Annotated in this window: 20 protein-coding genes; 13 read left to right on the top strand and 7 right to left on the bottom strand. The window is 69.1% G+C overall.

Features of this window, described 5'->3' with window-relative positions:
- Window positions 1-19 precede the first annotated feature (19 nt).
- Window positions 20-904 (bottom strand): succinate--CoA ligase subunit alpha, encoded by an 885-nt coding sequence (sucD, locus tag ATK30_RS41660; protein ID WP_101440173.1) that lies wholly within the window; start codon window positions 902-904, stop codon window positions 20-22.
- Between the two features lie 3 nt (window positions 905-907).
- Complete coding sequence (gene sucC / locus ATK30_RS41655; protein WP_101440172.1) at window positions 908-2,068, bottom strand: ADP-forming succinate--CoA ligase subunit beta; 1,161 nt, start codon at window positions 2,066-2,068, stop codon at window positions 908-910.
- 466 nt (window positions 2,069-2,534) lie between these two features.
- Here sucC and ATK30_RS41650 point away from each other — a divergent pair, with 466 nt between their 5' ends.
- From ATK30_RS41650 to ATK30_RS41635, 4 genes are all read left to right on the top strand, one after another.
- A complete protein-coding gene (locus tag ATK30_RS41650) occupies window positions 2,535-4,331 on the top strand; it encodes a thiamine pyrophosphate-binding protein (RefSeq protein ID WP_208637564.1) in 1,797 nt (598 codons plus the stop codon).
- A 16-nt stretch (window positions 4,332-4,347) separates the two neighbouring features.
- A complete protein-coding gene (frc, locus tag ATK30_RS41645) occupies window positions 4,348-5,577 on the top strand; it encodes a formyl-CoA transferase (protein WP_101440171.1) in 1,230 nt (409 codons plus the stop codon).
- 2 nt (window positions 5,578-5,579) lie between these two features.
- Entirely contained in the window at window positions 5,580-7,718 is a 2,139-nt protein-coding gene (locus ATK30_RS41640; RefSeq protein ID WP_101440170.1) for an acetate--CoA ligase family protein, read from the top strand.
- A 162-nt stretch (window positions 7,719-7,880) separates the two neighbouring features.
- Window positions 7,881-9,275 (top strand): OFA family MFS transporter, encoded by a 1,395-nt coding sequence (locus tag ATK30_RS41635; RefSeq protein ID WP_101440169.1) that lies wholly within the window; start codon window positions 7,881-7,883, stop codon window positions 9,273-9,275.
- 69 nt (window positions 9,276-9,344) lie between these two features.
- On the opposite strand, the gene ATK30_RS41630 is transcribed toward ATK30_RS41635, so the two are convergent.
- Window positions 9,345-10,079 carry a GntR family transcriptional regulator gene (locus ATK30_RS41630; protein ID WP_101440168.1) on the bottom strand — a complete coding sequence of 245 codons (735 nt, stop codon included), beginning with the start codon at window positions 10,077-10,079 and terminating at the stop codon, window positions 9,345-9,347.
- Window positions 10,080-10,593: 514 nt separating this feature from the next.
- Here ATK30_RS41630 and ATK30_RS41625 point away from each other — a divergent pair.
- The 6 genes from ATK30_RS41625 to gcl all read left to right on the top strand — a co-directional run bounded on the left by ATK30_RS41625 (window position 10,594) and on the right by gcl (window position 18,053).
- A complete protein-coding gene (locus ATK30_RS41625; RefSeq protein ID WP_101440167.1) occupies window positions 10,594-11,781 on the top strand; it encodes a cupin domain-containing protein in 1,188 nt (395 codons plus the stop codon).
- 355 nt (window positions 11,782-12,136) lie between these two features.
- The gene (locus tag ATK30_RS41620; RefSeq protein ID WP_167442087.1) at window positions 12,137-13,084 is read left to right on the top strand and encodes a sucrase ferredoxin; all 948 of its coding nucleotides are present in this window, start codon (window positions 12,137-12,139) and stop codon (window positions 13,082-13,084) included.
- 296 nt (window positions 13,085-13,380) lie between these two features.
- Window positions 13,381-14,367 carry a 2-dehydropantoate 2-reductase gene (locus ATK30_RS41615; RefSeq protein ID WP_101440166.1) on the top strand — a complete coding sequence of 329 codons (987 nt, stop codon included), beginning with the start codon at window positions 13,381-13,383 and terminating at the stop codon, window positions 14,365-14,367.
- Window positions 14,368-14,641: 274 nt separating this feature from the next.
- A complete protein-coding gene (locus ATK30_RS41610) occupies window positions 14,642-15,466 on the top strand; it encodes a hydroxypyruvate isomerase family protein (RefSeq protein ID WP_101440165.1) in 825 nt (274 codons plus the stop codon).
- Window positions 15,466-16,356 carry a 2-hydroxy-3-oxopropionate reductase gene (locus ATK30_RS41605; RefSeq protein ID WP_101440164.1) on the top strand — a complete coding sequence of 297 codons (891 nt, stop codon included), beginning with the start codon at window positions 15,466-15,468 and terminating at the stop codon, window positions 16,354-16,356. The genes ATK30_RS41610 and ATK30_RS41605 overlap by 1 nt, the downstream gene beginning before the upstream one ends.
- A gap of 2 nt (window positions 16,357-16,358) precedes the next feature.
- Entirely contained in the window at window positions 16,359-18,053 is a 1,695-nt protein-coding gene (gene gcl, locus ATK30_RS41600) for a glyoxylate carboligase (protein WP_101440163.1), read from the top strand.
- Between the two features lie 40 nt (window positions 18,054-18,093).
- On the opposite strand, the gene ATK30_RS41595 is transcribed toward gcl, so the two are convergent.
- On the bottom strand, window positions 18,094-18,900 hold the full coding sequence (locus tag ATK30_RS41595; RefSeq protein WP_101440162.1) for a helix-turn-helix transcriptional regulator: 807 nt from the start codon (window positions 18,898-18,900) through the stop codon (window positions 18,094-18,096).
- A gap of 44 nt (window positions 18,901-18,944) precedes the next feature.
- Here ATK30_RS41595 and cmtR point away from each other — a divergent pair, with 44 nt between their 5' ends.
- The 3 genes from cmtR (at window position 18,945) to ATK30_RS41580 (ending at window position 20,971) form a co-directional block, all read left to right on the top strand.
- A complete protein-coding gene (gene cmtR / locus ATK30_RS41590) occupies window positions 18,945-19,259 on the top strand; it encodes a Cd(II)/Pb(II)-sensing metalloregulatory transcriptional regulator CmtR (RefSeq protein WP_101440161.1) in 315 nt (104 codons plus the stop codon).
- A 91-nt stretch (window positions 19,260-19,350) separates the two neighbouring features.
- The gene (locus ATK30_RS41585; RefSeq protein ID WP_101440160.1) at window positions 19,351-19,947 is read left to right on the top strand and encodes a cation efflux transmembrane domain-containing protein; all 597 of its coding nucleotides are present in this window, start codon (window positions 19,351-19,353) and stop codon (window positions 19,945-19,947) included.
- A 283-nt stretch (window positions 19,948-20,230) separates the two neighbouring features.
- Window positions 20,231-20,971, top strand: a complete 741-nt coding sequence (locus ATK30_RS41580; RefSeq protein ID WP_101440159.1) for an SDR family oxidoreductase — start codon at window positions 20,231-20,233, stop codon at window positions 20,969-20,971.
- A gap of 354 nt (window positions 20,972-21,325) precedes the next feature.
- Here ATK30_RS41580 and ATK30_RS41570 read toward each other — a convergent pair whose 3' ends face one another.
- The 3 genes from ATK30_RS41570 to ATK30_RS41560 form a co-directional block, all read right to left on the bottom strand.
- Entirely contained in the window at window positions 21,326-21,964 is a 639-nt protein-coding gene (locus tag ATK30_RS41570) for a hypothetical protein (protein ID WP_101440157.1), read from the bottom strand.
- A gap of 405 nt (window positions 21,965-22,369) precedes the next feature.
- Complete coding sequence (locus tag ATK30_RS41565) at window positions 22,370-22,588, bottom strand: hypothetical protein (RefSeq protein WP_158242577.1); 219 nt, start codon at window positions 22,586-22,588, stop codon at window positions 22,370-22,372.
- 274 nt (window positions 22,589-22,862) lie between these two features.
- The gene (locus ATK30_RS41560) at window positions 22,863-23,321 is read right to left on the bottom strand and encodes a single-stranded DNA-binding protein (protein ID WP_101440155.1); all 459 of its coding nucleotides are present in this window, start codon (window positions 23,319-23,321) and stop codon (window positions 22,863-22,865) included.
- Between the last annotated feature and the right edge of the window lie 267 nt (window positions 23,322-23,588).

Here is a 23,588-nt window from a genome sequence, read left to right as displayed (position 1 = left end):
GGTACCGGCTTGCGTGGCGTCAGCTGGTTCCGGCGAGAACCTCGCGAACCAGCCGCGCCGTTTCGCTGGGGGTTCGGCCCACCCGGATCCCGGCCGCCTCGAGCGCCTCCTTCTTGGCGGCCGCGGTCCCGGACGACCCGGACACGATCGCTCCCGCGTGCCCCATCGTTTTGCCTTCCGGAGCGGTGAATCCCGCGACGTACCCGACCACCGGCTTACGCACGTTCTCCCGCACATACGCCGCCGCGCGCTCCTCCGCGTCGCCGCCGATCTCGCCGATCAGCACGATCACGTCGGTGTCCGGGTCCTTCTCGAACGCCTCCACCGCGTCGATGTGCGTGGTGCCGATGACCGGGTCGCCGCCGATGCCGATGCAGCTGGAGAAGCCGATGTCGCGGAGCTCGTGCATGAGCTGGTAGGTGAGCGTTCCGGATTTGGACACCAGCCCGATCCGTCCCGGGCCGGTGATGTCGGCGGGGATGATCCCGGCGTTCGACAGCCCGGGGGAGATGAGGCCGGGACAGTTCGGCCCGATGATCCGGGTGCGGCTGTCGCGTGCGTGCGCCCAGAACGCGGCGGAATCGTGCACCGGGACGCCCTCGGTGATCACCACCGCGAGCCCGATGCCCGCGTCGACCGCCTCGAGCACCGCGTCCTTCACGAACGGCGGCGGCACGAACAAGACCACTACGTCCGCACCGGTCTCCGCCATCGCCTCGGCGACGCTGCCGAAGACCGGCAGCTCGTGCCCGTCGAAGGAAGCAGTGTGCCCGGCCTTGCGCGGATTCACCCCGCCCACGACATTCGTGCCCGCGGCCAGCATCCGACGGGTGTGCTTGGCGCCCTCCGCGCCGGTGATGCCAGAAACGAGGACCCGGCTGGTGCCGTCCAGGAAGATCGCCATCGGTCAGCCCTCCGTCCCGGCCGCGAGCTTGGCCGCCTCGCGCGCGGCGTCGTCCATCGTCGCGACCACCGTGACCAGCGGATGCGCTGCCTCGTCGAGGATCCGCCTTCCTTCCGCGACGTTGTTCCCGTCGAGCCGGACCACCAACGGTTTCGTCGCCCGGTCTCCCAGCAGCGCGAGCGCTTTCACGATGCCGTCCGCCACCGCGTCGCAGGCGGTGATGCCGCCGAAGACGTTCACGAACACACTGCGCACCGCCGGATCCCCGAGAATCACCCCCAGCCCGGCCGACATGATTTCGGCGGACGCCCCGCCTCCGATGTCGAGAAAATTCGCCGGCCCGACCGCTCCCGCGTCCTGCGCGGCGGCTGCCACTACATCCAGAGTGGACATCACCAGTCCCGCCCCGTTGCCGATCACGCCGATGTCGCCGTCCAGCTTCACGTAATTGAGGCCCTGCTCGGCCGCCTGCTGCTCCAGCGGATCGCCGGTATCCGCCTCCGCGAACGCCCGGTGCCCGGGATGCCGGAACGCGGCGTTGTCGTCCAGCGTGACCTTCCCGTCGAGCGCGACGATTTCCCCGCCGCGCGTGCGGGCGAGCGGATTGACCTCGACCAGCGTGGCGTCCTCGGCGGTGAACACGTCCCACAACCGGACCAGCACGCCCGCCGCTTCGACCGGAAGCCGCGCCGCCGCGGCGATCCTGCGCGCCCGCACCAAATCCACCCCCACGCGGAGGTCGATCGGCACCTTGACCAGCGCCTCCGGGCGGGTCGCGGCGACCTCCTCGATGTCCATCCCGCCCGCCGCCGACGCCATGGCGAGGAAGGTCCGGTCGGCGCGGTCGAGGAGATACGAGACGTAGTACTCGTCGGCGATGTCGCTCGCCTCGGTCACGAGGACGCGATGCACGCGGTGCCCTTTGAGGTCCATGCCGAGGATCTCGTCCGCGATCCGCGCCGCGTCGTCCGGCCCGGCCGCGAGTTTCACCCCGCCCGCCTTGCCCCGGCCGCCAGTCTTGACTTGTGCCTTGACCACCACCGCGCCGCCAAGGTCGACGGCCGCCGCTCTTGCTTCGTCAGGCGTCGCGGCGACGCGGCCGCGGGGAACCGGCACGCCGTGCGCGGCGAAGAGGTCGCGCGCTTGGTGTTCCAAGAGGTCCATCGGAATTCCTTCCTAGCGGAGGCAGGGGAGCGGATCTTCGGATCTTTTCTTCGGATCTTCGGGTCGGTCATCTCGGTGGTTTCCGCGGACCGGTTGCCCTGTGCTTCTCGGTCGGCGGGCCCGGCTGGGGCGGTGGAGTCGGGGCTCGAACACGGCGGTGGGGATTCCACGCGGCTGGATCCGCCCGCGGACACGCTCCAGCCGGACTCCCGCAGCCGCACCGTTTGAGGTCCCGGACACGTCCGGCGCGGCTGTCGGCCAGTCGGACAAACCTGCGGATGGCCCTGGACAGCGGGCTGCTCGAAGAGTAAGTCTAATGCCTACCTCATACGGTATGCAATCTACAGTTTTCCGGCGACGAGCCGCTGACCTGCGGCGACATATCCGGCGGCCGCGGAGAGGCACGAGCAGACCGGGACGAGCGCGCGGGTCAGAGAGGTCCGGCGCGGGACAGGAGGAGTTGCGCATGTCGCCCACCACGACCGGCCGGCAAGCAGGCCAGCACACCGGCGCGAACGCTCGCGGGCAGACCGGGAACCAGGCCGGCGAGAACAGCGGATCCGCGGGCCAGCGCCCGCCCGCGACGACGGAGTCAGCGGACACGATCTCCGGCGGCCACCTGGTCGCGAAAGCCCTGAAAGCGGAGGGTGTGGACACCGTCTTCACCCTCTGCGGCGGCCACATCATCGACATCTACGACGGCTGCGTCGACGAGGGCATCAGCGTCATCGACGTGCGCCACGAACAGGTCGCGGCGCACGCGGCCGACGGGTACGCGCGGATCACCGGCCGTCCCGGCTGCGCGGTCGTCACGGCGGGACCGGGCACCACCGACGCGGTCACCGGCGTCGCGAACGCGTTGCGCGCCGAGAGCCCGATGCTGCTGATCGGCGGCCAAGGCGCGTTGAGCCAGCACAAAATGGGCTCGTTGCAGGACCTCCCGCACGTGGACATGATGACCCCGATCACCAAGTTCGCGGCCACCGTCCCGCACACCGCGCGGGCGGCTGACCTCGTGTCGATGGCGTTCCGGGAAGCTTTCGCGGGTGCGCCCGGACCGTCCTTTTTGGAGATTCCCCGCGACGTTCTCGACGCGCGGGTGCCGCGGGAGAACGCGCGCGTCCCGCAGTCCGGCCGCTATCGTGCCTCCACGCGGAACGCCGGCGATCCGGCCGACGTCGAAAAGCTCGCGGATCTCCTGGTGCACGCCAGGAAACCGGCCATTCTGCTCGGCAGCCAGGTCTGGACGACCCGCGCCACCGAGCCCGCGACGGACCTCGTGCGCACGCTGAACATCCCGGCGTACATGAACGGCGCCGGCCGGGGAACTCTGCCGCCGGGCGATCCACACCACTTCCAGCTTTCCCGTCGTTACGCGTTCGACCACGCGGACGTGATCGTCATCGTCGGCACGCCGTTCGACTTCCGGATGGGTTACGGCAAACGGCTTTCCGCGGACGCGAAAGTGGTGCAGATCGACCTCGACTACCGCACCGTCGGCAAGAACCGCGACATCGACCTCGGCCTTGTCGGCGACGCGGGACAGATCCTCGCCGCGGTCGCGGAAGCCGCCTCGGGCCGGGTGGACAACGGGGCGGTCGGGCGCAAGCCGTGGCTGGAGGAATTGCGCGCGGTCGAGGAGAAAGCCAAGCAGAAGCGGTTGCCACAGCAGCATTCCGACGCGAACCCGATCCATCCGTACCGGCTGGTGCACGAGATCAACGAGTTCCTGACCGAGGATTCGATCTACATCGGCGACGGCGGCGACATCGTCACGTTCTCCGGCCAGGTCGTGCAGCCGAAAGCGCCGGGGCACTGGATGGATCCCGGTCCACTCGGGACACTCGGGGTCGGCATCCCGTTCGTGATGGCCGCGAAGCACGCGCGTCCGGACCAGGAAGTCGTCGCACTCTTCGGCGACGGGGCGTTTTCGCTTACCGGATGGGATTTCGAGACCCTCGTCCGGTTCGACCTGCCGTTCGTCGGGATCGTCGGCAACAACTCGTCGATGAATCAGATCCGCTACGGACAGGCGCAGAAGTACGGCCTGGCCCGCGAGCGTGTCGGAAACACCCTCGGCGACGTGCCCTACGACCAGTTCGCCCGGATGCTCGGCGGCTACGGCGAGGAGGTCCGCGACCCGGCGGACATCGCCCCGGCGCTGCGCCGCGCGCGGGAATCCGGCAAGCCGTCGCTGATCAACGTCTGGGTCGACCCGGACGCCTACGCCCCCGGAACCATGAACCAGACGATGTACAAGTAGTCGGGAGGAGCCGAAGATGGGAAAGGCACTGGAGGGCGTCCGCGTCCTCGACATGACTCACGTCCAATCCGGACCGTCGTCGACCCAGATCCTCGCCTGGCTCGGCGCGGACGTCGTGAAGCTCGAAACCCCCGGCCGCGGCGACATCACCCGGGGCCAGCTGCGCGATCTGCCCGGAGTGGACAGCCTGTACTTCACGATGCTGAACGCCAACAAGCGCAGCATCACGCTCAACATGAAAAGCGAGCAGGGCAAGGAAGTCTTCACCAAGCTGGTGTCCTCAGTGGACGTCCTGGTGGAGAACTTCGGGCCCGGCGTGGTGGACCGCTTCGGGTTCCCCTGGGAGCGGCTCCACGAGATCAACGAACGCCTGATCTACGCGTCCATCAAGGGATTCGGGCCCGGCCGGTACGCGAATTTCAAGGCCTACGAGGTGATCGCGCAGGCGATGGGCGGGTCGATGAGCACGACCGGCTTCGAACAGGGCCCGCCGACCGCCACCGGGGCGCAGATCGGCGACTCGGGCACCGGCATCCACCTCGTCGCGGCGATTCTCGCGGCGTTGTACCAGCGCACGAGCACCGGGCGCGGCCAGCGGGTGCAGGTCGCGATGCAGGACGCGGTGCTCAACCTGTGCCGGGTCAAGCTGCGCGACCAGCAGCGGCTGGCGCACGGGCCGCTGGGGGAGTACCCCAACGAGCGGTTCGGCGACGAGGTGCCGCGGTCGGGCAACGCGTCCGGCGGCGGCCAGCCGGGCTGGGCGGTGCGCTGCGCGCCGGGCGGGCCGAACGACTACATCTACGTCATCGTCCAGCCGGTCGGCTGGGCTCCGCTGACCGAGCTGATCGGACGGCCGGAACTGGCCGCCGATCCGGACTGGGCGACCCCGGAGGCCCGGCTGTCCAAACTGGACAAGGTGTTCGCGATGGTCGAGGAGTGGACCGAGCAGCGCACCAAATGGGAGGTCATGGAGCTGCTCAATGCCCGCAACATCCCTTGTGGACCGATTCTGTCCACCAAGGAGCTGATCGAGGACGAGACGCTGGCCGAGCTGGGGACGGTGGTCGAAGTGCCGCATCCGGAGCGTGGAGCGTTCAAAACCGTCGGCTGCCCGTTGAAGCTGTCGGATTCTCCGGTGGACGTCGAGCGTTCTCCGTTGCTCGGCGAACACAACGACGAGGTGCTCGGCGAACTCGGCTACAGCGCGGCGGACGTCGAGCAGCTGCGCACGGCGGGCGTGATCTGAGGATGACCACGGAGACTGACCGCGCGGCGGTCGAAGAAATCCTGGCGCGAGCAGCCGAAGAAGGCCGTTCCGCGTTGACCGCACCGGAAGGTCGTGCGGTCTGCGAGGCATACGGTATTCCGACGCCGCAGGAACGGCTCGCTTCCTCCGCGGAGGAAGCGGTGGCGCAGGCCCGGGAAATAGGCCTGCCGGTGGTGCTGAAGATCGTGTCGCCGGACATCCTGCACAAAACCGAAGCCGGCGGCGTACTCGTCGGCCTCGGCAGCGAACAGGAAGTCGCTGACGGTTACGCCACGATTCTGGCTAACGCCAAGGCTTACGACGCATCGGCGCGGATCACCGGCGTACAGGTGCAGCAGATGCTGTCGAGCGGACAGGAGGTGATCATCGGCGCGGTCACCGATCCGAGCTTCGGCAAGATTGTCGCGTTCGGACTCGGCGGCGTTCTGGTCGAGGTGCTGAAGGACGTCACGTTCCGGCTGGCCCCCACCAGTACCGACGAGGCCCTGTCCATGGTGGACGGTATCGCCGCCGCGGAAATCCTCAATGGAGTGCGCGGAAGCGAGGCGGTGGACAAGCCCGCGCTGGCCGGGATCGTGCACCGGTTGTCGCGCCTGGTCACCGACTTTCCGCAGCTGGCCGAGGTCGACCTCAACCCGGTGCTCGCCACCGGAAACGGGGCGACCGCGGTGGACGTGCGGATCCTCGTCGATCCGGCGGCGGCCGCGGAACCGGTGCGATTCGGCCAGGACGAGATCCTGGCCGCGATGAACCGGATCATGAAACCGGCCGCGGTCGCGGTGATCGGCGCGTCCGCCGAGGACGGCAAGATCGGCAATTCGGTGATGAAGAACCTCGTCAACGGCGGCTACGCGGGCGAGATCTATCCGATCAACCCGAAAGCCGCGGAAATCCTCGACCGCAAGGCGTATCCGAGCATCAAGGACGTGCCCGGCGACGTGGACGTGGCTGTCTTCGCGATCCCGGCCAAGTTCGTGCCGGCAGCGCTGGAAGAGGCGGGCGAGAAGGGCGTCGCCGGGGCGATCCTGATCCCGTCCGGCTTCGGAGAGACCGGAAACATCGAGCTGCAGAACGAAGTCCTGGCCATCGCGCGCAAGCACGGCGTGCGGATCCTCGGGCCGAATATCTACGGCTACTACTACACGCCGGAGAATCTGTCCGCCACGTTCTGCACCCCGTACGACGTCAAAGGCGGCGTCGCGCTGTCCTCGCAGAGCGGCGGGATCGGGATGGCGATCCTGGGCTTCAGCCGCTCCGCCGGGATGGGCGTCTCCGCGATCGTCGGCGTCGGAAACAAAGCCGACATCGACGAAGACGACCTCCTCACGTTCTTCGAACACGACGACAACACCGAACTCGTCGCCATGCACCTGGAAGACCTCAAGGACGGCCGCGCGTTCGCCGAGACCGCGAAACGGGTGTCGGCGAAGAAACCGGTGGTGGTGCTGAAAGCCGGCCGGACGTCGGAAGGCGCGAAGGCGGCCGGGTCGCACACCGGCGCACTGGCCGGCAACGACCGGGTGTACGACGACATCCTGCGCCAAAGCGGCGTCATTCGCGCGCCCGGGCTCAACGACCTGCTCGAATACGCGCGAGGCGTGCCGAAACTGCCCACGCCGAAGGGCGAAAACGTCGTGATCATCACCGGTGCGGGCGGTTCCGGAGTGCTGCTGTCGGACGCCTGCGTGGACAACGGGCTCACGCTGATGCGGATCCCCGACGACCTCGACGCCGCGTTCCGCGAATACATCCCGCCGTTCGGCGCGGCGGGAAACCCGGTGGACATCACCGGTGGCGAACCGCCGTCCACCTATCGGAACACCATCGCGCTCGGCCTGTCCGACGATCGTATTCACTCGTTGGTTCTCGGTTACTGGCACACGATCGTCACGCCGCCGATGGTGTTCGCGGAGCTGGTCGTGGACGTCGTCGAGGAATTCCGGCGGAAAGGCGTCCACAAGCCGGTGGTGGCTTCGCTGTCCGGAGATGTCGAGGTCGAGCAGGCCAGCGAGCACCTGTACGCACACGGCGTCGTCGCTTATCCCTACACGACCGAAAAGCCGGTCGCGGTGCTCGGCGCCAAGTACCGCTGGGCGCGTTCGGCGGGTCTGCTCTCTTGATCAAGTCCGGAGGGAGGCGTACGTTGCCCGACACCTAACCGCTGGTCAGCGGAGTGCGGCGAGGAAGGGACGCCGGGGCGCGGGGTCGCGTCCCGGCTCGGGGGAAGAACGGAGACAGCCCGGCACGGGAACCGAAGTCAACGGTGACGAAAGAGAATTCTCATGACCGCAGCCCAACCGACATACCAGGAGATCGTCGACGAAAACGGGCGGACGTACCGGATCGGGGAGAGCCCCCGGGACCTGATGGGCCGGTCCCGCAGCTGGATGGTCTGGCTGCCATGGGTGGCCATGATGGCGGTGAGCGTTTTCGAATACGGCTGGGGAGCCGTCGAAGGAACGCTCGAAGAGAAATACGGCTGGTCCTTGTCGGACGCGTTCTGGCTGGCCAGCATCTGGGCCGTGTTCCAGGCCGGGGTCGCGTTCCCGGCCGGGCGGCTGCGCGAGAAGAACGTCGTGTCGGCGAAAACGGCGATGCTGGCCGGGGCTGCGTGCTCCGGGATCGGCTACTTCTCCATCGCGCACAGCGGAAATCTGGTGGTGGCGTTCATCGGGTACTCGGTGCTGGGCGGAATCGGCGCCGGACTGGTGTACGCGACGTGCATCAACATGGTCGGGAAGTGGTATCCGGAGAAACGCGGTGCCCGCACCGGTTTCGTGAACGGCGGGTTCGCCTACGGTTCGGTGCCGTTCATTTATCTGTTCAGCGCTTTTCTCGGCCATGAGAACGTGACGATCACGCTCGACGCGATCGGCCTGTACATGCTCGTGGTGGTCGGACTGTGCGGTTTCCTGTTCAAGGACCCGCCGAAGAACTGGTGGCCGGCCGAGGTCGACCCGATCGCGTGGCTGAAGGGCAGCGCGGCGGGGAAAGCCAAGAGCCTGTCGAAGAACCCGCCGGCGGTGCGTCAGTTCACGCCGATGGAGGCGATCCGCACCGGAATGCTGCCGCTGATGTGGGTCACCCTCGTGGTGATCGGCGGGGTCTCGCTGTTCGGGATCAATTTCCAGGTCGATTTCGCCAAGGAAAGCCAGTTCGGCGCCTTCGTGGCGGCGTCGTCGGCGGGAATCCTGGCCATTGTGAACGGTGTCGGCCGCGGAATCGTCGGCTGGGCGTCCGACCGGATCGGCCGCAAGGCGACGTTGTTCTGGGTGCTGGTGATCGCGGCCGTAGCCCAATTCGGCGTGCTCTGGTCCGGCAAGTCGCACAGTTTGTTCTGGTTCATGGTGTTCGCGGTGCTGACCGGATTCGGCAGCGGCGCGTTCTACCCGCTGTTCGCCGCGTTGGTCCCGGACTATTTCGGCGAGAACCACAACGCGACCAACTACGGCATCGTCTACAGCGCGAAACTGGTCGGCGGAGTCGGTGGCGGTGGTCTGGCGGCGGGAGTGATCGCCGCGTGGGGTTACACCGGCGCGTACGTGCTGGCCGGGTGCATCGCCTTGCTGTCCGCGGTGATGACGTTGTTCCTGCGCCAGCCCGGTCGTTCCGGCCGCGGCTCGACGGAAAAGGCGGGCACGCGGATCGCCCGCACCGCTCCGGCGGCCGGCAGCTGAGTTTCCCCCGCGGGCCCGGGAGCGACGGGACGGCTGGCATCCGCCCCGTCGCTCCCGGGCTGCTGTGCTCTATTCCGGCGCGTCCGGCCGTTCGTGGAAGGCCTGGCGCGTGCGTTCGGTGTGCTGCGCCATGATCTTCTCCGCCTTCTCGACGTTGTGCGCCGCGATGGCCTCGATCAGCGCGGCGTGCTCCTGCCACGCGTCGCGTCCGCGAGGCCGGGCGATCGGCGTGTAGTACCAGCGCACCCGGCGGTCGACCAATCCGATCAGCTCGGACAGGACCGCGTTGCCGGTCAGTTCGGTGATGTACGCGTGCAGATCGGCGTTCGCCGCGACGAGCCGCTCGCTGTCGTCGGCGGCCAGGGCCTTCATGCCGACGTCCTGCAGCTCCCAGAGCCGCTTGATGTCCTCGTCGGTTGCGCACGCCGCGGCCAGCCGCGCGGAGTGGGTCTCCAGCACCGCCCGGACGCCGAGCAGCTGGTCGGCTTCCTCGTCGGTGGGCAGGTGCACGAACGCGCCCTGCGCCGGCCGGAGGTCGACCCAGCCTTCGCTCTGCAGCCGCTGCAGCGCCTCGCGCACCGGCTGGCGGCTGACGCCCAGGTACTCGGCCAGATCGGCTTCGACCAGATGCTGCCCGGGCTCGAGCGTGCGGTTGATGATCAGCTCGGCGAGCGCGTCGTACACGACCTGCCGCAGCGGCGCCGGCCGCTCCACCCGGTTGGCGCTCTTGCCGGCGAGCGACCCCTTGGCCGTCCGGCGGCCGGTGGGCCCGCGTTCGGGCAGGGGAGAAACGGACTCGGTCACGGTGCACCTCGGGCGGGATCAGCGGCGGGATTCGAGGAACTCAGTTTTCAGGATACAGGTTTTGGTATGCAAAATCCCAGGCTTCCGGATAGTGGATGCGACCTTCCCCCGGAGGTGGGGTGGCGGGTCGTTGCACTGGGTGGGTTCGCGGACGGCAGCCGCCGCGAAGGCGGCCTGGTGGGAGTAGCTGCTGCCGCCGACCTGCCGCGGCCGTCTCGACCACGGCTACCGGTGGACTCTCTGAACAGCCGGTTCGGCCGAGAGTGATCATCGGCGCGGCGAAGATTACTCAAATGACCGATGTCCGTCCCGGCGATGTCCCGTAGCGTGAGGCGCGCCCAGTCGTCGACGTTGCGAGGTCCGGATGGCTCAAGAACGCATGACAACCGACACCGACACGGCCGCCAGCGGTCTGCTGCTGAGCGTGGAACCGCTGACCGCCGCCGTGGACCGCGGCAAGGCCAACGGCGCCGTGGCCGACAACGACGGCAACGACTAGCCGTTGTCCCGCTCCATGACGGAGATTCCCGGACTGGCCGGCCTCGTGGCACCGCTCGAGGCCGGCCAGTTCTTCACCGAGGTCCTCGGCAAGGAGCCGCGGCGGTTCCCGGGGGAGAAGGGGCGGTTCGCGTCGCTGCTCCCGTGGCCGGAGCTGGACCGCGTGCTGCGCCAGCACCGGCTGGAGTTCCCGCGGCTGCGGCTCGCGCTCGACGGCGACGTCGTCCCCGCGCACACCTACACCGAAATGGTGTCGACCCGCCGCAACGGCCTGGTCCCGCGCGTGCTGCCGGCTCCGTTCGCCGAACACCTGCGCTCCGGCGCGACGCTCGTGCTCGACTCGGTCAACGAACTGGTCGGCGAAGTCGGCGAGCTGGCGACCCAACTCGAACATGACCTTCGCGAGCGGATCCAGGTCAACCTGTACGCGGGCTGGGGCACTACGCACGGCTTCGACGTGCACTGGGACGACCACGACGCGTTCATCATCCAGCTTTCCGGGCGGAAGCGGTGGCGCTTGCACGGGGTCACCCGGCGTGCGCCGCTGCAGCGGGACGTCGAACTGCCGGAACGCCCGGAAGGCGAGCCGCACGACGACTTCCTGCTGGAAGACGGCGACGTCCTCTATCTGCCGCGCGGACACTGGCACGACGTGTCCGCCGTCGGCGAGGAGTCGCTGCACCTGACGATCGGGTTCAACGCCGCCACCGGCGTGGACCTTGTCGCGTGGCTGGCCGACCAGCTGCGGTCCGACGAACTGTTCCGTGCCGATCTGCCGCGGTTCGCGGGTCCGGAGGCGCGGGCCGAGCGGGCCGGAGCGCTCCGCCGTCGACTCGCTGAGGTAGCCGCGGGCGACGTGGTCGACCGGTTCCTCGCCGACCGCGACGCCCAGGCTCCGGCCCAGACCCGCATCGGCCTGCCGTGGGCGGCGACCGCGGACCTGCTGCCGCCGGACGACGATTTCGAGGTCCGGTTGCTCGTCCCGCGCGCCGCGCTGGTCGACGACGAGGGCACGGTAGCCCTGGTCGGGGCGGGGAAGCGGCTGGTCTTCGCCGAAGCGGCGCGACCGGTGCTCGCCGCGCTGCTCGGATGCGGCCCGCAGCCGTTCAAGGTGCTGGTCGACGCGGCGCCTGGGGTGCCTCCGGAGACAGTGCGGGCGCTCTTGCGTGAGCTGGTGGTGCAGGGGCTGGTGGCTCGGGCTTGACTTGAGGCCTCGCCGGGCGTGTCCGAGCGCTCTTGCGTCAGTTGGTGGCGCAGGGCGTAGTGGCTCTGGCTTGACTTGGGTTGCTGGTGCTGCGGGGTCTTGTGGCTATGGGCTTGACGTCGGGGTCCCAGCGATGGCGCGGGCAGCTCTTTGGGCTCGCCCCGCAGTCCGGGCCTGCGTGAGGTCTTCGCCGGGCATCCTTGGACGATGCGCGCGTTTCTGGGCGTGCTGATCGTCGACGGCGTCGGCCTGGGTTGAGCCGAGGGCCCGGCGACCAGCGCCCGATCGAGTGACGTAGCGCGACAGGGACGGGTCGGGGCGAAAGGGCACCGCGCGCGGTCAGCTATACTTAGGCATGCCTAAGCGCGACGTGCCGCACTCGGGTCCGGGGATCTGCTTCCCGGGCCGGAATGCCGCGCCCGGATGCGCCGCCCTGACGCGGGAGCTCGGTGGCGAGCCCGCCGGGACGGCCGCGCGCATGACGTCCTGGTTGCTGGTCGAGCAGCCGGGTTCGTGGGGCCCGGACGCGCTCGAAGACGTGCTGGCCAGCGTGTTTTCCCCCGAACGTCTCGACGCGGCGCGTGCCGCCGGCCTGCGTCCGTTGCTGATCCGGAAGCCGGGTCGCCACGTGCGGGCGCCCGGTGCACCGCGCACGGTGTATGTCGCCAGCGGACTGCCCGGCAACCGCTGGACGGAACGGCTCGACATCGCTGACCTGGCCGAACTCGCTCATCTCGACCTCGAAGCCGTCGCCGCCGGACGCCGCGGGCACGGCGAACCGGTGTCCGGCCCGCTCTTTCTCGTGTGCACCCACGGCAGCAAGGACATGTGCTGCGCGGTTTTCGGCCGTCCGCTGGCGACCAGCCTGGCGCAAAACCATCCCGGGCGGGTGTGGGAAGTCAGCCACGTCGGCGGGGACCGGTGGGCAGGCAACCTCCTGACCGTGCCCGACGGCTGTCTCCACGGCAGCCTCGCGGTGCCCGACGCCGAACTGGCCGCGAAGGAAGCACTCAGCGGCAACGTCCGGCTGGAGAACCTGCGCGGCCGCACCTCGGCGGAGAGCGCGTGGTCGCAGTTCGCCGAGATCGAGATCCGCGGACGTACAGGCTTGCGTGGCCTCGACGCGGTGCTGGCCGTGGCGGAGGAATCCCTGGGCGACACCCGAAACGTGCTGGTGAATGCGGGCGGACGGCGGTACGAGGTAGCGGTGCGCCGGACGGTTTCGACGGCCTCCGGACAGACCCGATGCACCGCGCGGCTGGTGCTGACCGGGTTCGTCGCGGAGTCGGTGCGCGAGGTCTGACCTCGGCCACGGCTCGGTACGCGGTGCCGCGCGGCGAGGAACTCCAGCCAGTGCCGGGGCCGTGACTGCGGTCGGCATGGGGCGTTCGTTCCCGCGTCGCCACGCACGAGACCCCTCCGGCACCGTCATCGCCAGCTGCCTAGCCGCGGGCTGACCTGGCCGAGACGGGCGGGCCAACCTGGCCGACACCGCAGTTCGTCATCGCCGCTTCCGATGACCAGAGCCTAGCTTCGCAGTCACCAAACGGGATACTGTATGCAATCTAACATCGGCAGGATCCCGACCGGGAGGCAACCATGCGGGTGGCGGTTCTGGGCGCAGGAGCGATCGGCGCGTACGTCGGCGCGGCCCTCCATCGCGGCGGCACCGAGGTCCACCTCATCGCCCGCGGTGCGCATCTCGCCGCGATGGCGGCGGACGGGGTGCGTGTCCGGAGCCCTCGCGGCGACTTCACCGCGCGTCCGCATGTGACGTCTGATCCGCGCGAGGTCGGGCCGGTCGACTACGTTTTCCTTGGCCTCAAAGCGCATTCCTACCCGGACTGTGGTGCCCTTCTCGAGCCGCTGCTGCGGGAGAACACCGCGCTCGTCGCGGCGCAGAACGGCATTCCGTGGTGGTACTTCCACGGGCTGACCGGTCATCCGCTGGCCGGGCACCGCGTCGAAGCGGTCGATCCGGGCGGGGCGACCAGTCGGGTGCTCGCCGTCGAGCGGGCGATCGGCTGTGTCGTCTACTGCTCGACCGTCATCGAGGAGCCGGGCGTCATCCGGCATCTCGAGGGCACGCGGTTTTCCCTCGGCGAACCGTCCGGGGAAATCTCCGTCCGCTGCCGGAACCTCGCCGACGCGATGGTCGCGGGCGGGCTCAAGGCGCCGGTCGAGCCGCGGCTGCGCGACGACATCTGGGTCAAGCTGATGGGCAACGTCGCGTTCAACCCGCTTTCCGCGCTCACCCGGGCGACCATGGCGCAGATGTGCGAGCACGACGAAACGCGCGCGCTCGTCGCGACGATGATGGCCGAAACCCTCGCGATCGCCCGTGCCGCGGGCGCGGACCCGCAGGTCTCGGTCGAGAAGCGGATCGACGGCGCGTGGCGCGTCGGGCACCACAAGACGTCCATGCTGCAGGACTTGGAAGCGGGCAAACCGCTGGAGATCGACGCGATCATCGGTGCGGTCGTGGAAGTCGCGGAGCTCACCGGCGTCGATGCTCCCGCCTTGCGGCACGTGCACGCCGCGATCTCGTTGCTCAATCGCACGGCGACGGCGATTCCGTTCGGCTGAAACGAAAAGCACGCAATCGTCCACTGTGGAGCACAACACTGTGGACAGTCCAAATTAGATTCACGCCTCGCCGCGCGACTGTCGGGCAGGGCGTGTCCAGGCCGCGGCATTCGAGGCAGGCGAAGCCGCGATGGATCTTGCTGCCCTCCTGCCGCGAGGAAACCTGCCCGCTTCCCGTTGACCGGAGCCTCCGCGTCCAGCTATTCTCGAACTACGGAAGAAAACTTCCACAAAGCGAAATTAGCTGATCGAGATGTGAGGAGCCGAGGTACTCATGACCGGTCCCGCCGGGGAGCGGCACTCGCTGCCCTACACCGCCAACCTGTCGATCCTGTTCACGGAACTCCCGCTGCTCGAGCGCGCGCAGGCCGCTCGGGCAGCGGGCTTCACGCGGGTGGAGTACTGGTGGCCGTTCGACGGCGCCGACCCGTCCGGGGAGGAGGTCGACCGGTTCGCGCGGTCGATCGAGCAGGCGGGCGTCCAGCTGACCGGGCTGAACTTCTACGCGGGCGACATGGCCGCGGGCGAGCGCGGGCTCGTGTCGTGGGTCGGCCGCGAGGCGGAGTTCGCGACGAGCCTGACGATCGCGCTCGGGCTTGCCGAACGGCTCGGCTGCCGCAGCTTCAACGCGCTGTACGGCAACCGGATCGACGGGATCGCACCGTCCGAACAGGACGATCTGGCCCGCACGCACCTCGCGACCGCGGCGAAGGCGGCCGACGGCATCGGCGCGCAGCTGGTGCTCGAACCGCTGTCCGGCACCCCGGCGTACCCGCTGAAGACCGCGGCCGACGCGGTCGCGGTGCTCGACGAGCTGGGCCTGGACAACGTCCGGCTGCTCGCGGACCTCTACCACCTGGCGGTCAACGGCGACGACCTCGACACCGTGATCGCCCGCTACACCCCGCGCACCGGGCACGTGCAGATCGCCGACGCGCCGGGCCGGCACCAGCCGGGCACGGGGGAGCTGGATCTCGAAGGACATCTGGAAAAACTGCAGGCGGCCGGCTACGCCGGAGAAGTGGGCATCGAGTACAAACCGGACGGATCCACTGTGGACTCGCTGGCCTGGCTGCCGTACGAGCGAAGGGGAAACTGATGAGCAGGATCGGGTTCATCGGACTGGGCGTGATGGGCACGCCGATGGCCGCGCACCTGGCCGCCGCCGGACACGAGGTGAGCGGGTTCGACCTCAACGCCGACGCGCTGGCCAAACTGGAGGCCGCCGGCGGACGCGCGGCGAAGGACGTCGCCGACGCGGTGTCCGGGGCCGAGGTCGTCATCACCATGCTGCCGAACCACCCGCAGGTCGAGCAGGTCGTGCTCGCCCCGGGCGGCGTGCTGGACACGATCGCGCCCGGCACGCTGCTGGCCGACATGAGCACCATCCGGCCGGAGACGTCGATCGAGGTCGCGAAAGCCGGTGCGGCCAAGGGAATCCGCGTGCTGGACGCTCCGGTGTCCGGCGGCCAAGCCGGAGCCGAGCAGGCCGCTCTGTCCATTATGGTCGGTGGCGACGAGGCCGATTTCGCCGCGGCGAAGCCGGTTTTCGACACGCTCGGCAAGACCGTGGTGCACGTCGGGCCGCACGGCGCGGGCCAGGTCGTGAAGGCGGCCAACCAGCTGGTGGTCGGCGGGACGTACGCGCTGGTCGCCGAGGCGATCGTGCTGCTGGAAGCGTCCGGAGTGGACGCGGGCACCGGGCTCGACGTGCTGGCGGGCGGTCTCGCCGGCAGCCGGATCCTGGAACTGAAGCGGAAGTCGATGGTCGCGCGGCAGTTCGAGCCGGGCTTCCGGATCGACCTGCACCACAAGGACATGGGCATCGCGCTGGCCGCGGCCCGGCAGTCCGACGTGGCGCTGCCGCTGACCGGCCTGGTCGCGCAGCTGGTCGCGGCCGGGCGGGCGATGGGCTACGGCTCGCTGGACCACTCCGCGCTGCTGAAGGTCGTCGAAGAACTGTCCGGTCGCTCGTCCGAGGAGGTTTGACCATGGCCCGGGTCCCCGCTATGCAGGCAGTCGTCGACGTGCTGGTCGACGAAGGAATCGACGTCGCCTTCGGCTGCCCAGGAGCGGCGATCCTGCCGCTGTACGACGCGATGCAAGGCCGCGGCATCGACCATCTGGTGGTCCGCCACGAAGAGGGCGCGACGCACATGGCCGATGGCTGGGCGCGCACCACCGGCAACGTCGGCGTCGCGATCGGCACGTCCGGTCCGGCCGGCACCAACATGATCACCGGCCTCTACACCGCGCACGCGGATTCCGTCCCGATCCTGTGCATCACCGGGCAGGCCGCGACGACCAAACTGCACCAGGAAGCGTTCCAGGCGGTCGACATCGTCGAGATCGCGCGGCCGGTCACGAAGTGGGCGGTCCAGGTGAAGGAGGCCGCGCAGCTGCCGTGGATCTTCCGCGAGGCGTTCCGGATCGCGCGGTCCGGACGTCCCGGCCCGGTCCTCATCGACCTCCCGATCGACGTGCAGAAGCAGACGATCGAGTGGGATTCGTCGATTGATTCGGCGCTGCCGGTCAGCACGGTCAAACCGTCACCGGCGCGGGTCGAGCGGGCGCTGGACATGCTGCTCGCCGCTGAACGCCCGCTGCTCCTGGCAGGTGGCGGCGTCGTGCTCGGCGAAGCGCACGAACCGTTGCGGCGGCTGGCGGAGCGGCTCGGCGTCCCGGTCGGCGTCACGCTGATGGGCAAGGGAAGTTTCCCGGAGGACCACGAGCTCTTCGCCGGCATGGCGGGCATCCAGACGTCGCAGCGCTGGGCCAATGCCGCGTTCCTGGAGTCCGACCTGGTCCTGGCGCTGGGTGCGCGGTTCGGCGACCGGCACACCGGCGAGCTGTCGGTCTACCGCGGCGACCGGAAGTTCATCCACGTCGACATCGAGCCCACGCAGCTGGGCAAGGTGTTCGGCCCGGACCTCGGCGTCGTTTCCGACACGCGGGAGTTCCTGGAGGCGCTGCTGGCCGCGCTCGACGCGCGCGAGGCACCCGCCCGCGACCGCGCGTGGGTCAAGCGGCTCGGCGACCTCAAGGCGGAACTGCCGCGCAAGGAGGACTTCGACTGCACGCCGATCAAGGCGCCGCGGGTGTTCAAGGAACTCAACGAGTTCTACGGACCCGAGACGTATTTCGTGACGGCGATCGGGCTGTACCAGATCTGGTCCGGGCAGTTCCAGCGCGCGCACCTGCCGCGGCACTACCAGGTGTGCGGCCAGGCCGGTCCGCTCGGCTGGGAGATCCCGGCCGCGATCGGCGTGAAGAAGGCCCGTCCGGACGCGGAGGTCGTCGGCGTGGTCGGCGACTACTCGTTCCAGTTCCTGGTGGAGGAGCTGGCGGTCGCCGCGCAGTACGACGTCGGGTTCGTGCTCGTCATGCTCAACAACGAGTACCTGGGTCTGATCCGCCAGTCCGAACTGCCGTACGAGATGAACTACCAGGTCGACATCCACTACGACGTCCACGGCACGGACACCGTGAAGATCATGGAGGCCTACGGCTGCTCGGGCACGCGCGTCGAGGACCCGGGCGAGATCCGGTCGTCGCTCGAATGGGCTCGGAAGGAAGCCGAACGCACCCGGCGGCCGGTGCTGGTCGAGATCATGATCGAACGCGAGGGCAACGCCGCGATGGGCGCCGCACTGGACGCGGTGCGCGAGTTCGAAGCGGCCGACTGAACGGGAACCGGGCCGGGGCAGGCGTGCTCCGGCCCGGTTTCTATCGCGCGGGAGCCAGGTCTGCCAGGGAGGCGAGTGCTTCGGCGTCGCGCGTGCCGGGTGTCGCGTGGAAGACCACGAGTTGCAGGGGTGCCGGGCCCGGGATGTCGAGTTTGTCGCTGTGCAGATCCAGGTTCCCGACAGCGGGGTGGCGGAAGCGGACGAGGTGTCCGGTGCGCGGTTTGACGTCGTGCTGGGCCCAGAGCTCCCGGAACTGGCTGCTGCTGGCGGTGAGGCCGGCGATGAGTTCGGCCGCCGCGGGGTCGGCGATGTCGGGGCCGAGTGCGGCGCGCAGGCCGGCGACGCCGTCGGCCGCCATCTGGTCCCAGTCGCGGCGCAGTTCCCGCTCGGCCGGGTCGAGGAAAATCGCGCGGAGCAGGTTCCGGCCGACCGCGTAGTTCGGCGAAACCGCTGCGGCGATGGGATTCGCGGCGAGGACGTTGGTGAGCCGGTCCTGGACGTAGGCCGGGTTCGTCGCCCAAGTGGAGATGAGCTCGACGATGCTCGCGGGCGCCTGCGGCTCGGCTTGGCCGGGCGGGGGCGGGCCCGCGAGCTGATGCAGGTGCCGGCGGGACGCTTCGTCGAGGCCGAGTGCCCGGGCCAGCGCGTCGAGCACCTGTGCTGACGGATTCTGGTCGCGGCCCTGTTCCAGCCGGATGTAGTAGTCGCTGCTGATTCCCGCCAGGAGCGCGAGTTCCTCGCGGCGCAGTCCTCTCACGCGGCGTCGTCCGTTGTCCGGCAGCCCTACGTCGGCCGGGGCGACCCGCTCTCGTCGGGCGCGGAGGAAGTCGCCGAGGAGGTTGTCCACTTCGCCAGTGTATTTGATTCAGCATTCGCTGTACTGTTGCGGCTGTGCTGACATCTGAGACTCGCGAACTGGCGCTCGCCCGGCTCGGCCGGGCGCTGGCCGACCCGACGCGCTGCCGGATCCTGGTGGCGGTGCTCGACGGGGTCGTGTATCCGGCGCAGCTGGCCGCGGAGCTGGGGCTGAGCAGGTCGAACGTCTCGAACCATCTCGCGTGCCTGCGCGGGTGCGGCCTGGTGATCGCCACGTACGAGGGTCGGCAGGTCCGGTACTCGATCGCCGATCCGCATCTCGCGCACGCGTTGACTGAGTTGACGCAGGTGGTTTTGGCTGTCGCGCCGACGGACGCGTGCGATGACTGAGCCCTGTCCGGACCGTCGTGCGGGCCCGCCGGTCGGCGAGACTTTGTCGCTCGGGCCGGACAGTTGCTGTGCTTCGGGTCAGTCGCGTCCGATGGATGCCGCGCGGCGAGCGGTCTTGCGTCGTCGCGTGCGGTGGCTGGTCGCCGGGACGATCACGTACAACGTGGCCGAGGCGATCGTCGCCGTGTCGGCCGGGACGGTTGCGTCCTCGTCGGCGCTTGTCGCGTTTGGACTCGACTCGGTGGCCGAGGTGCTGTCGGCGGTGGCGGTCGCTTGGCAGTTCGCCAGTGCGGACCCGGAGCGTCGGGAGCGGGCTGCGCTGCGCGTGATCGCGGTGTCGTTTTTCTTGCTGGCTGCCTATGTCGCGGTCGATTCGGTGCGGTCGCTGTTCGGCGATGAGGCTTCGCACTCGACGGTCGGAATCGTGCTTGCCGCGGTGTCTTTGGTCGTGATGCCCGTGCTTTCCGGCGCCCAGCGCCGGACCGGGCGGGAACTTGGCTCCGCGAGCGCGGTCGCCGACTCGAAGCAGACGCTCCTCTGTACTTACCTTTCCGGCGTCCTGTTGGCCGGGCTGCTGGCGAACGCGTTGTTCGGCTGGTACTGGGCGGATCCGGTCGCGGCATTGGCGATCGCGGCGGTCGCGGTCCGCGAGGGGCTCGAGGCCTGGCGGGGCGAGCACTGCTGCTGATCGCGGGTCCAGCGGCGCTGGACGGTGCGCAGAGTCATGGCCAGCGCGAGGAACACGCCGATCAGCAGCAGTGCGGCAGCTAGGTCGCTCACCTTGGTGGGCCTTTCTCCGTTGGTCGTCTCGCGTTCGAGCATGGCCTGGTACGGAGCGGGATTTCGGCGGCGCTCACGCTTCCTTGACTGCACACCAGCCGATGTTGACGCCGCCATGCTGCTCGCTTATGCGGACACGTGTCCGGTAAACTATGCGGACACGTGTCCGTATAGGTGTCAGGGGTTGGGGAATGTCCGTTCTGGCAGGGAAAGTCGTCGCGATCACCGGGGCGAGCAGCGGAATCGGCGAGGCGACCGCTCGGCTGCTCGCCGAACGGGGCGCGGCGGTGGTCCTCGGTGCGCGCCGCGGGGATCGGCTCGACGCGCTGGTGAAGGAAATCCGCGACGACGGCGGTCGCGCGCTCGCGTGCGTCACCGACGTGACCCAGCGCGCGGACCTGGACCGGCTCGTGCAGCGAGCCGTCGAGGAGTTCGGCCGGCTCGACGTGCTGGTCGGCAACGCCGGGATCGCCAAGTTGGGGCCGGTGGCGGACGTGGATGTCGACGGATGGTCGGCGATGATCGACGTGAACGTTCGCGGGGTGCTGCACGGGATCGCGGCCGCGCTGCCGGTTTTTCGTCAGCAGGGGCGGGGTCATCTGGTGACGACGGTGTCGACGTCCGGATTGAAGATCGTGCCCGGACAGGCGGTGTACGCGGGGACGAAGAATGCCGCGCGGACGATCCTGGAGGCGCTGAGGCAAGAGTCCACGGACGGGGTTCTCCGGACGACGACGGTCTCGCCCGGGTTCGTCCGGACTGAGCTGGCGGATTCGATCGACGATCCGGAGGAGCGGGAGCAGGTCCGGCGCCGGTTCGAGCAGTTCGCACTCGACCCGGCGGCGGTGGCGCGGGCGATCGCGTTCGCGATCGAGCAGCCGGACGAGGTGGAGATCGGAGACATCACGATCCGGCCGGCTGTGCAGAATTAGTGGCGGTCGCGGGCCGGGCGGCTACGGCGGCTGGTGTTGAAGGCGTGCTTGAAGGTCACCGGGTCGTTGGCGGAGGGGGTCGCTCGGCTGCACGCCCGAGCCCCCGCCCGGCCACTGGCCGTGCGCCCGAACCCCCGCCCGGCCACCGGCCGTGCGCCCGAACCTCCGCTCGGCTGCACGCCAGAACGTCCGGCCGCACGCCCGAACACCCGCCTGAACGCCCGGCCGCCCGGCCGAACACCCGACCGTGCCGGCTGTGCGCTCGGGATTCCTGTTGTGCGGCCAAGGGCCGTAAGCGAGGGGTGGCGGACCCGTCAGGTCTCGACGAACTCGGGTGCTCGGGACCGGCCGGGGTCAGAGGCAGGGCGGCTGGTAGCCGTCGATGAGAAGTTCGCGGAAGTCGAGGGCGTTGGGGGTCTTGCCGACGAAGACCAGGCCTCGAGCCTCAGCCAGCGCGGAGGCGAACGAGTACTGCGGCTGGCCCAGTTCGGGCAGCCAGGTCCAGGAGTCGGGGTCGAACGGGATGAACTTGCGCACCAGCTGCCCACCGGTCGCGGGGATGCGGGTGAGCCATTTGTCGCCGCCGCTCCAGTGGGAGGCGGGGCGCAGCTGGACGTAAAAGTCGTCGTCGGCGCGGTAGGTCAGCCAAAATCCGGCGGAATGGCTGAGGTCGGCCTGGGCGTCGAACTGGTTGCCCAGCCAGACCACGGCGACGTGCCATTCGTTGTTTTGGAAGACGATCTTCGCCGCGTAGCGGTCGCCCTCCGGGACGAGCAGACTGCCGGTGGGCGGGAGGGTCGTGCCTTCGCCGCTGGCCAGCCACTTCTGCAGCCGGTTGATCGACGGGGTGCTGCATTCGTCCTGCACACCGATGCCGACGCTGGCGTGCCTGGCGGGTACGGCCTGGGCGGCTGGCGCGGACATCGGAGCCAGCAGTACGGAAATCGCGGCGAGGACTGTGCTTCCGGCCTTGGTCCGGCGAGATGCGGGCATGCCCGCAGAAGCTACCCGCGGGATTCCCGGCCGGGCAGGGCCGATCGTCGTATGTGGGCTCAGTGGTATGGACCTACCTGGCAAAAGGACCAGACCACTGAGGAGGTGTGGCTTCGGCTCCCGATGACCACGCCGGACCGGGTTCCGGACTCCCTGTGCCTCCGCGTCGCGCGACGGGATGAACACTTCCTGCCGCACCTGGCCCGGTGTCCGAGGTGGCCAGGACTGAGTATGCAGCCGTCCAGGGCTGGCACCGAGCCGACCATCCCGGACCATGGGGTTGGCCTCGGCGCGTGTTGGCCGAGCGGAAAGTTCCTCGCCAAAGCCAAAGCCAAAGCCAGGGTCAAGGCCAGGGTCAAGGCCAAGGCGAGGGCGAAGGGCAATGCGAGGGCGAAGGGCCAGGGGTCAGGACCAGGGCGAAGGCCGGGCGATGGCGAAGGGCAATGCGATTGCCAAGGCCAAGGCCAAGGCCAAGGCCAAGGCCAAGGCCAAGGCCAAGGCCAAGGCCAAGGCGATGGCGAAGGCCAGGGCAAGGGCAAGGGCAAGGGCAAGGGCCAGGGCCAGGGCCAGGGCTAAGGCGAGGGCGAGGGTGAAGACCAAGGCGAAGGCCAGGCTCTGGGCCAAGGGCATGGTCAGGGCAAGGCACGGCCATCCCCGCAGTCGGCGGCCCCGAGCGGACGCAGCGCTGCCCGGCGGCCGATGAGCGCGACGGGTTCGGGCTCATCGGCCGGTTGGGCGACGCCGTTTCGGCGGCAGGCCCGCCGCGGGAGGTCAACCCCGGTCGCGGACATGTCGCTCGGTCCTGTCGCCGATCAGGTGTGTCCTGGTCGGCGACACCATCAGGGCGTCTGCTCGGCGACACCATCACGACGACCGGTCGGCGACGCCTTCAAGACGATCAGAATGGCGGCTCCTCACCCGCACCGATTCCGGCCGCAACGGGTGCGGCGCCCCAGCCATCCGCGCTCGGTCCGCTTGTTTCGCCGCTGCTCCGGCTGGCCTTGGTGACCTTGGCGGTGGCATACCGCAGCGACGGACCGATCTCGTCCACTTGCAGTTCGACCACGGTGCGTTTCTCGCCCTCCTTGGTTTCGAAGGAGCGCTGCACCAAACGTCCGGTGACCAGGACCCTCGCCCCTCGCGTGAGGCTCTCCGCGACATTTTCCGCTGCCTGACGCCAGACGCTGCACCTGAGGAACAGCGCCTCGCCGTCCTTCCACTCGCCGGACTCCCGGTCGAGCGTGCGCGGCGTCGACGCGACGGTGAAGTTCGCGACCGCCGCTCCGGACGGGGTGAAGCGGAGTTCGGGGTCTGAAGTCAGATTCCCGACTACCGTGATGACAGTTTCTCCAGCCATGATCAAGCTCCCTGATCTCGTGCCGCCAAGTGCGTGGCGACGACTCTGAGGATCGATTCGAATCAATCGTTTTTCGTGTAGCGACAGTGGTGGCGCATTCGGAAATGAACACGGTCGAACAAGGGCGCCCCGCAGCCGTGCGTCTTGAGCCTCTGCCTGGGTCTGAGCGAGGTCCGGATGCGGGAGAACGACGGGCTGCTCTCCGCAAGTCGGAATGGCGAAGGACTGGTCTCCGAGATGCCGCGGGACGAGACCCGAGTGAAGGCG

The organism is Amycolatopsis echigonensis (assembly GCF_002846615.1).
GTDB classification, from domain to species: domain Bacteria; phylum Actinomycetota; class Actinomycetes; order Mycobacteriales; family Pseudonocardiaceae; genus Amycolatopsis; species Amycolatopsis echigonensis.
Note: the sequence above shows the minus strand (reverse complement) of the source record. Positions and strands in the feature narration are given on the sequence as shown.

Bases quoted from the DNA above. Each gene is read 5' to 3' on its own strand.
- sucD (WP_101440173.1), bottom strand. From the start codon at position 904: ATGGCGATCTTCCTGGACGGCACCAGCCGGGTCCTCGTTTCTGGCATC.
- sucC (WP_101440172.1), bottom strand. From the start codon at position 2,068: ATGGACCTCTTGGAACACCAAGCGCGCGACCTCTTCGCCGCGCACGGC.
- ATK30_RS41650 (WP_208637564.1), top strand. From the start codon at position 2,535: ATGTCGCCCACCACGACCGGCCGGCAAGCAGGCCAGCACACCGGCGCG.
- frc (WP_101440171.1), top strand. From the start codon at position 4,348: ATGGGAAAGGCACTGGAGGGCGTCCGCGTCCTCGACATGACTCACGTC.
- ATK30_RS41640 (WP_101440170.1), top strand. From the start codon at position 5,580: ATGACCACGGAGACTGACCGCGCGGCGGTCGAAGAAATCCTGGCGCGA.
- ATK30_RS41635 (WP_101440169.1), top strand. From the start codon at position 7,881: ATGACCGCAGCCCAACCGACATACCAGGAGATCGTCGACGAAAACGGG.
- ATK30_RS41625 (WP_101440167.1), top strand. From the start codon at position 10,594: ATGACGGAGATTCCCGGACTGGCCGGCCTCGTGGCACCGCTCGAGGCC.
- ATK30_RS41620 (WP_167442087.1), top strand. From the start codon at position 12,137: ATGCCTAAGCGCGACGTGCCGCACTCGGGTCCGGGGATCTGCTTCCCG.
- ATK30_RS41615 (WP_101440166.1), top strand. From the start codon at position 13,381: ATGCGGGTGGCGGTTCTGGGCGCAGGAGCGATCGGCGCGTACGTCGGC.
- ATK30_RS41610 (WP_101440165.1), top strand. From the start codon at position 14,642: ATGACCGGTCCCGCCGGGGAGCGGCACTCGCTGCCCTACACCGCCAAC.
- ATK30_RS41605 (WP_101440164.1), top strand. From the start codon at position 15,466: ATGAGCAGGATCGGGTTCATCGGACTGGGCGTGATGGGCACGCCGATG.
- gcl (WP_101440163.1), top strand. From the start codon at position 16,359: ATGGCCCGGGTCCCCGCTATGCAGGCAGTCGTCGACGTGCTGGTCGAC.
- ATK30_RS41585 (WP_101440160.1), top strand. From the start codon at position 19,351: ATGGATGCCGCGCGGCGAGCGGTCTTGCGTCGTCGCGTGCGGTGGCTG.
- ATK30_RS41580 (WP_101440159.1), top strand. From the start codon at position 20,231: ATGTCCGTTCTGGCAGGGAAAGTCGTCGCGATCACCGGGGCGAGCAGC.
- ATK30_RS41570 (WP_101440157.1), bottom strand. From the start codon at position 21,964: ATGCCCGCATCTCGCCGGACCAAGGCCGGAAGCACAGTCCTCGCCGCG.
- ATK30_RS41560 (WP_101440155.1), bottom strand. From the start codon at position 23,321: ATGGCTGGAGAAACTGTCATCACGGTAGTCGGGAATCTGACTTCAGAC.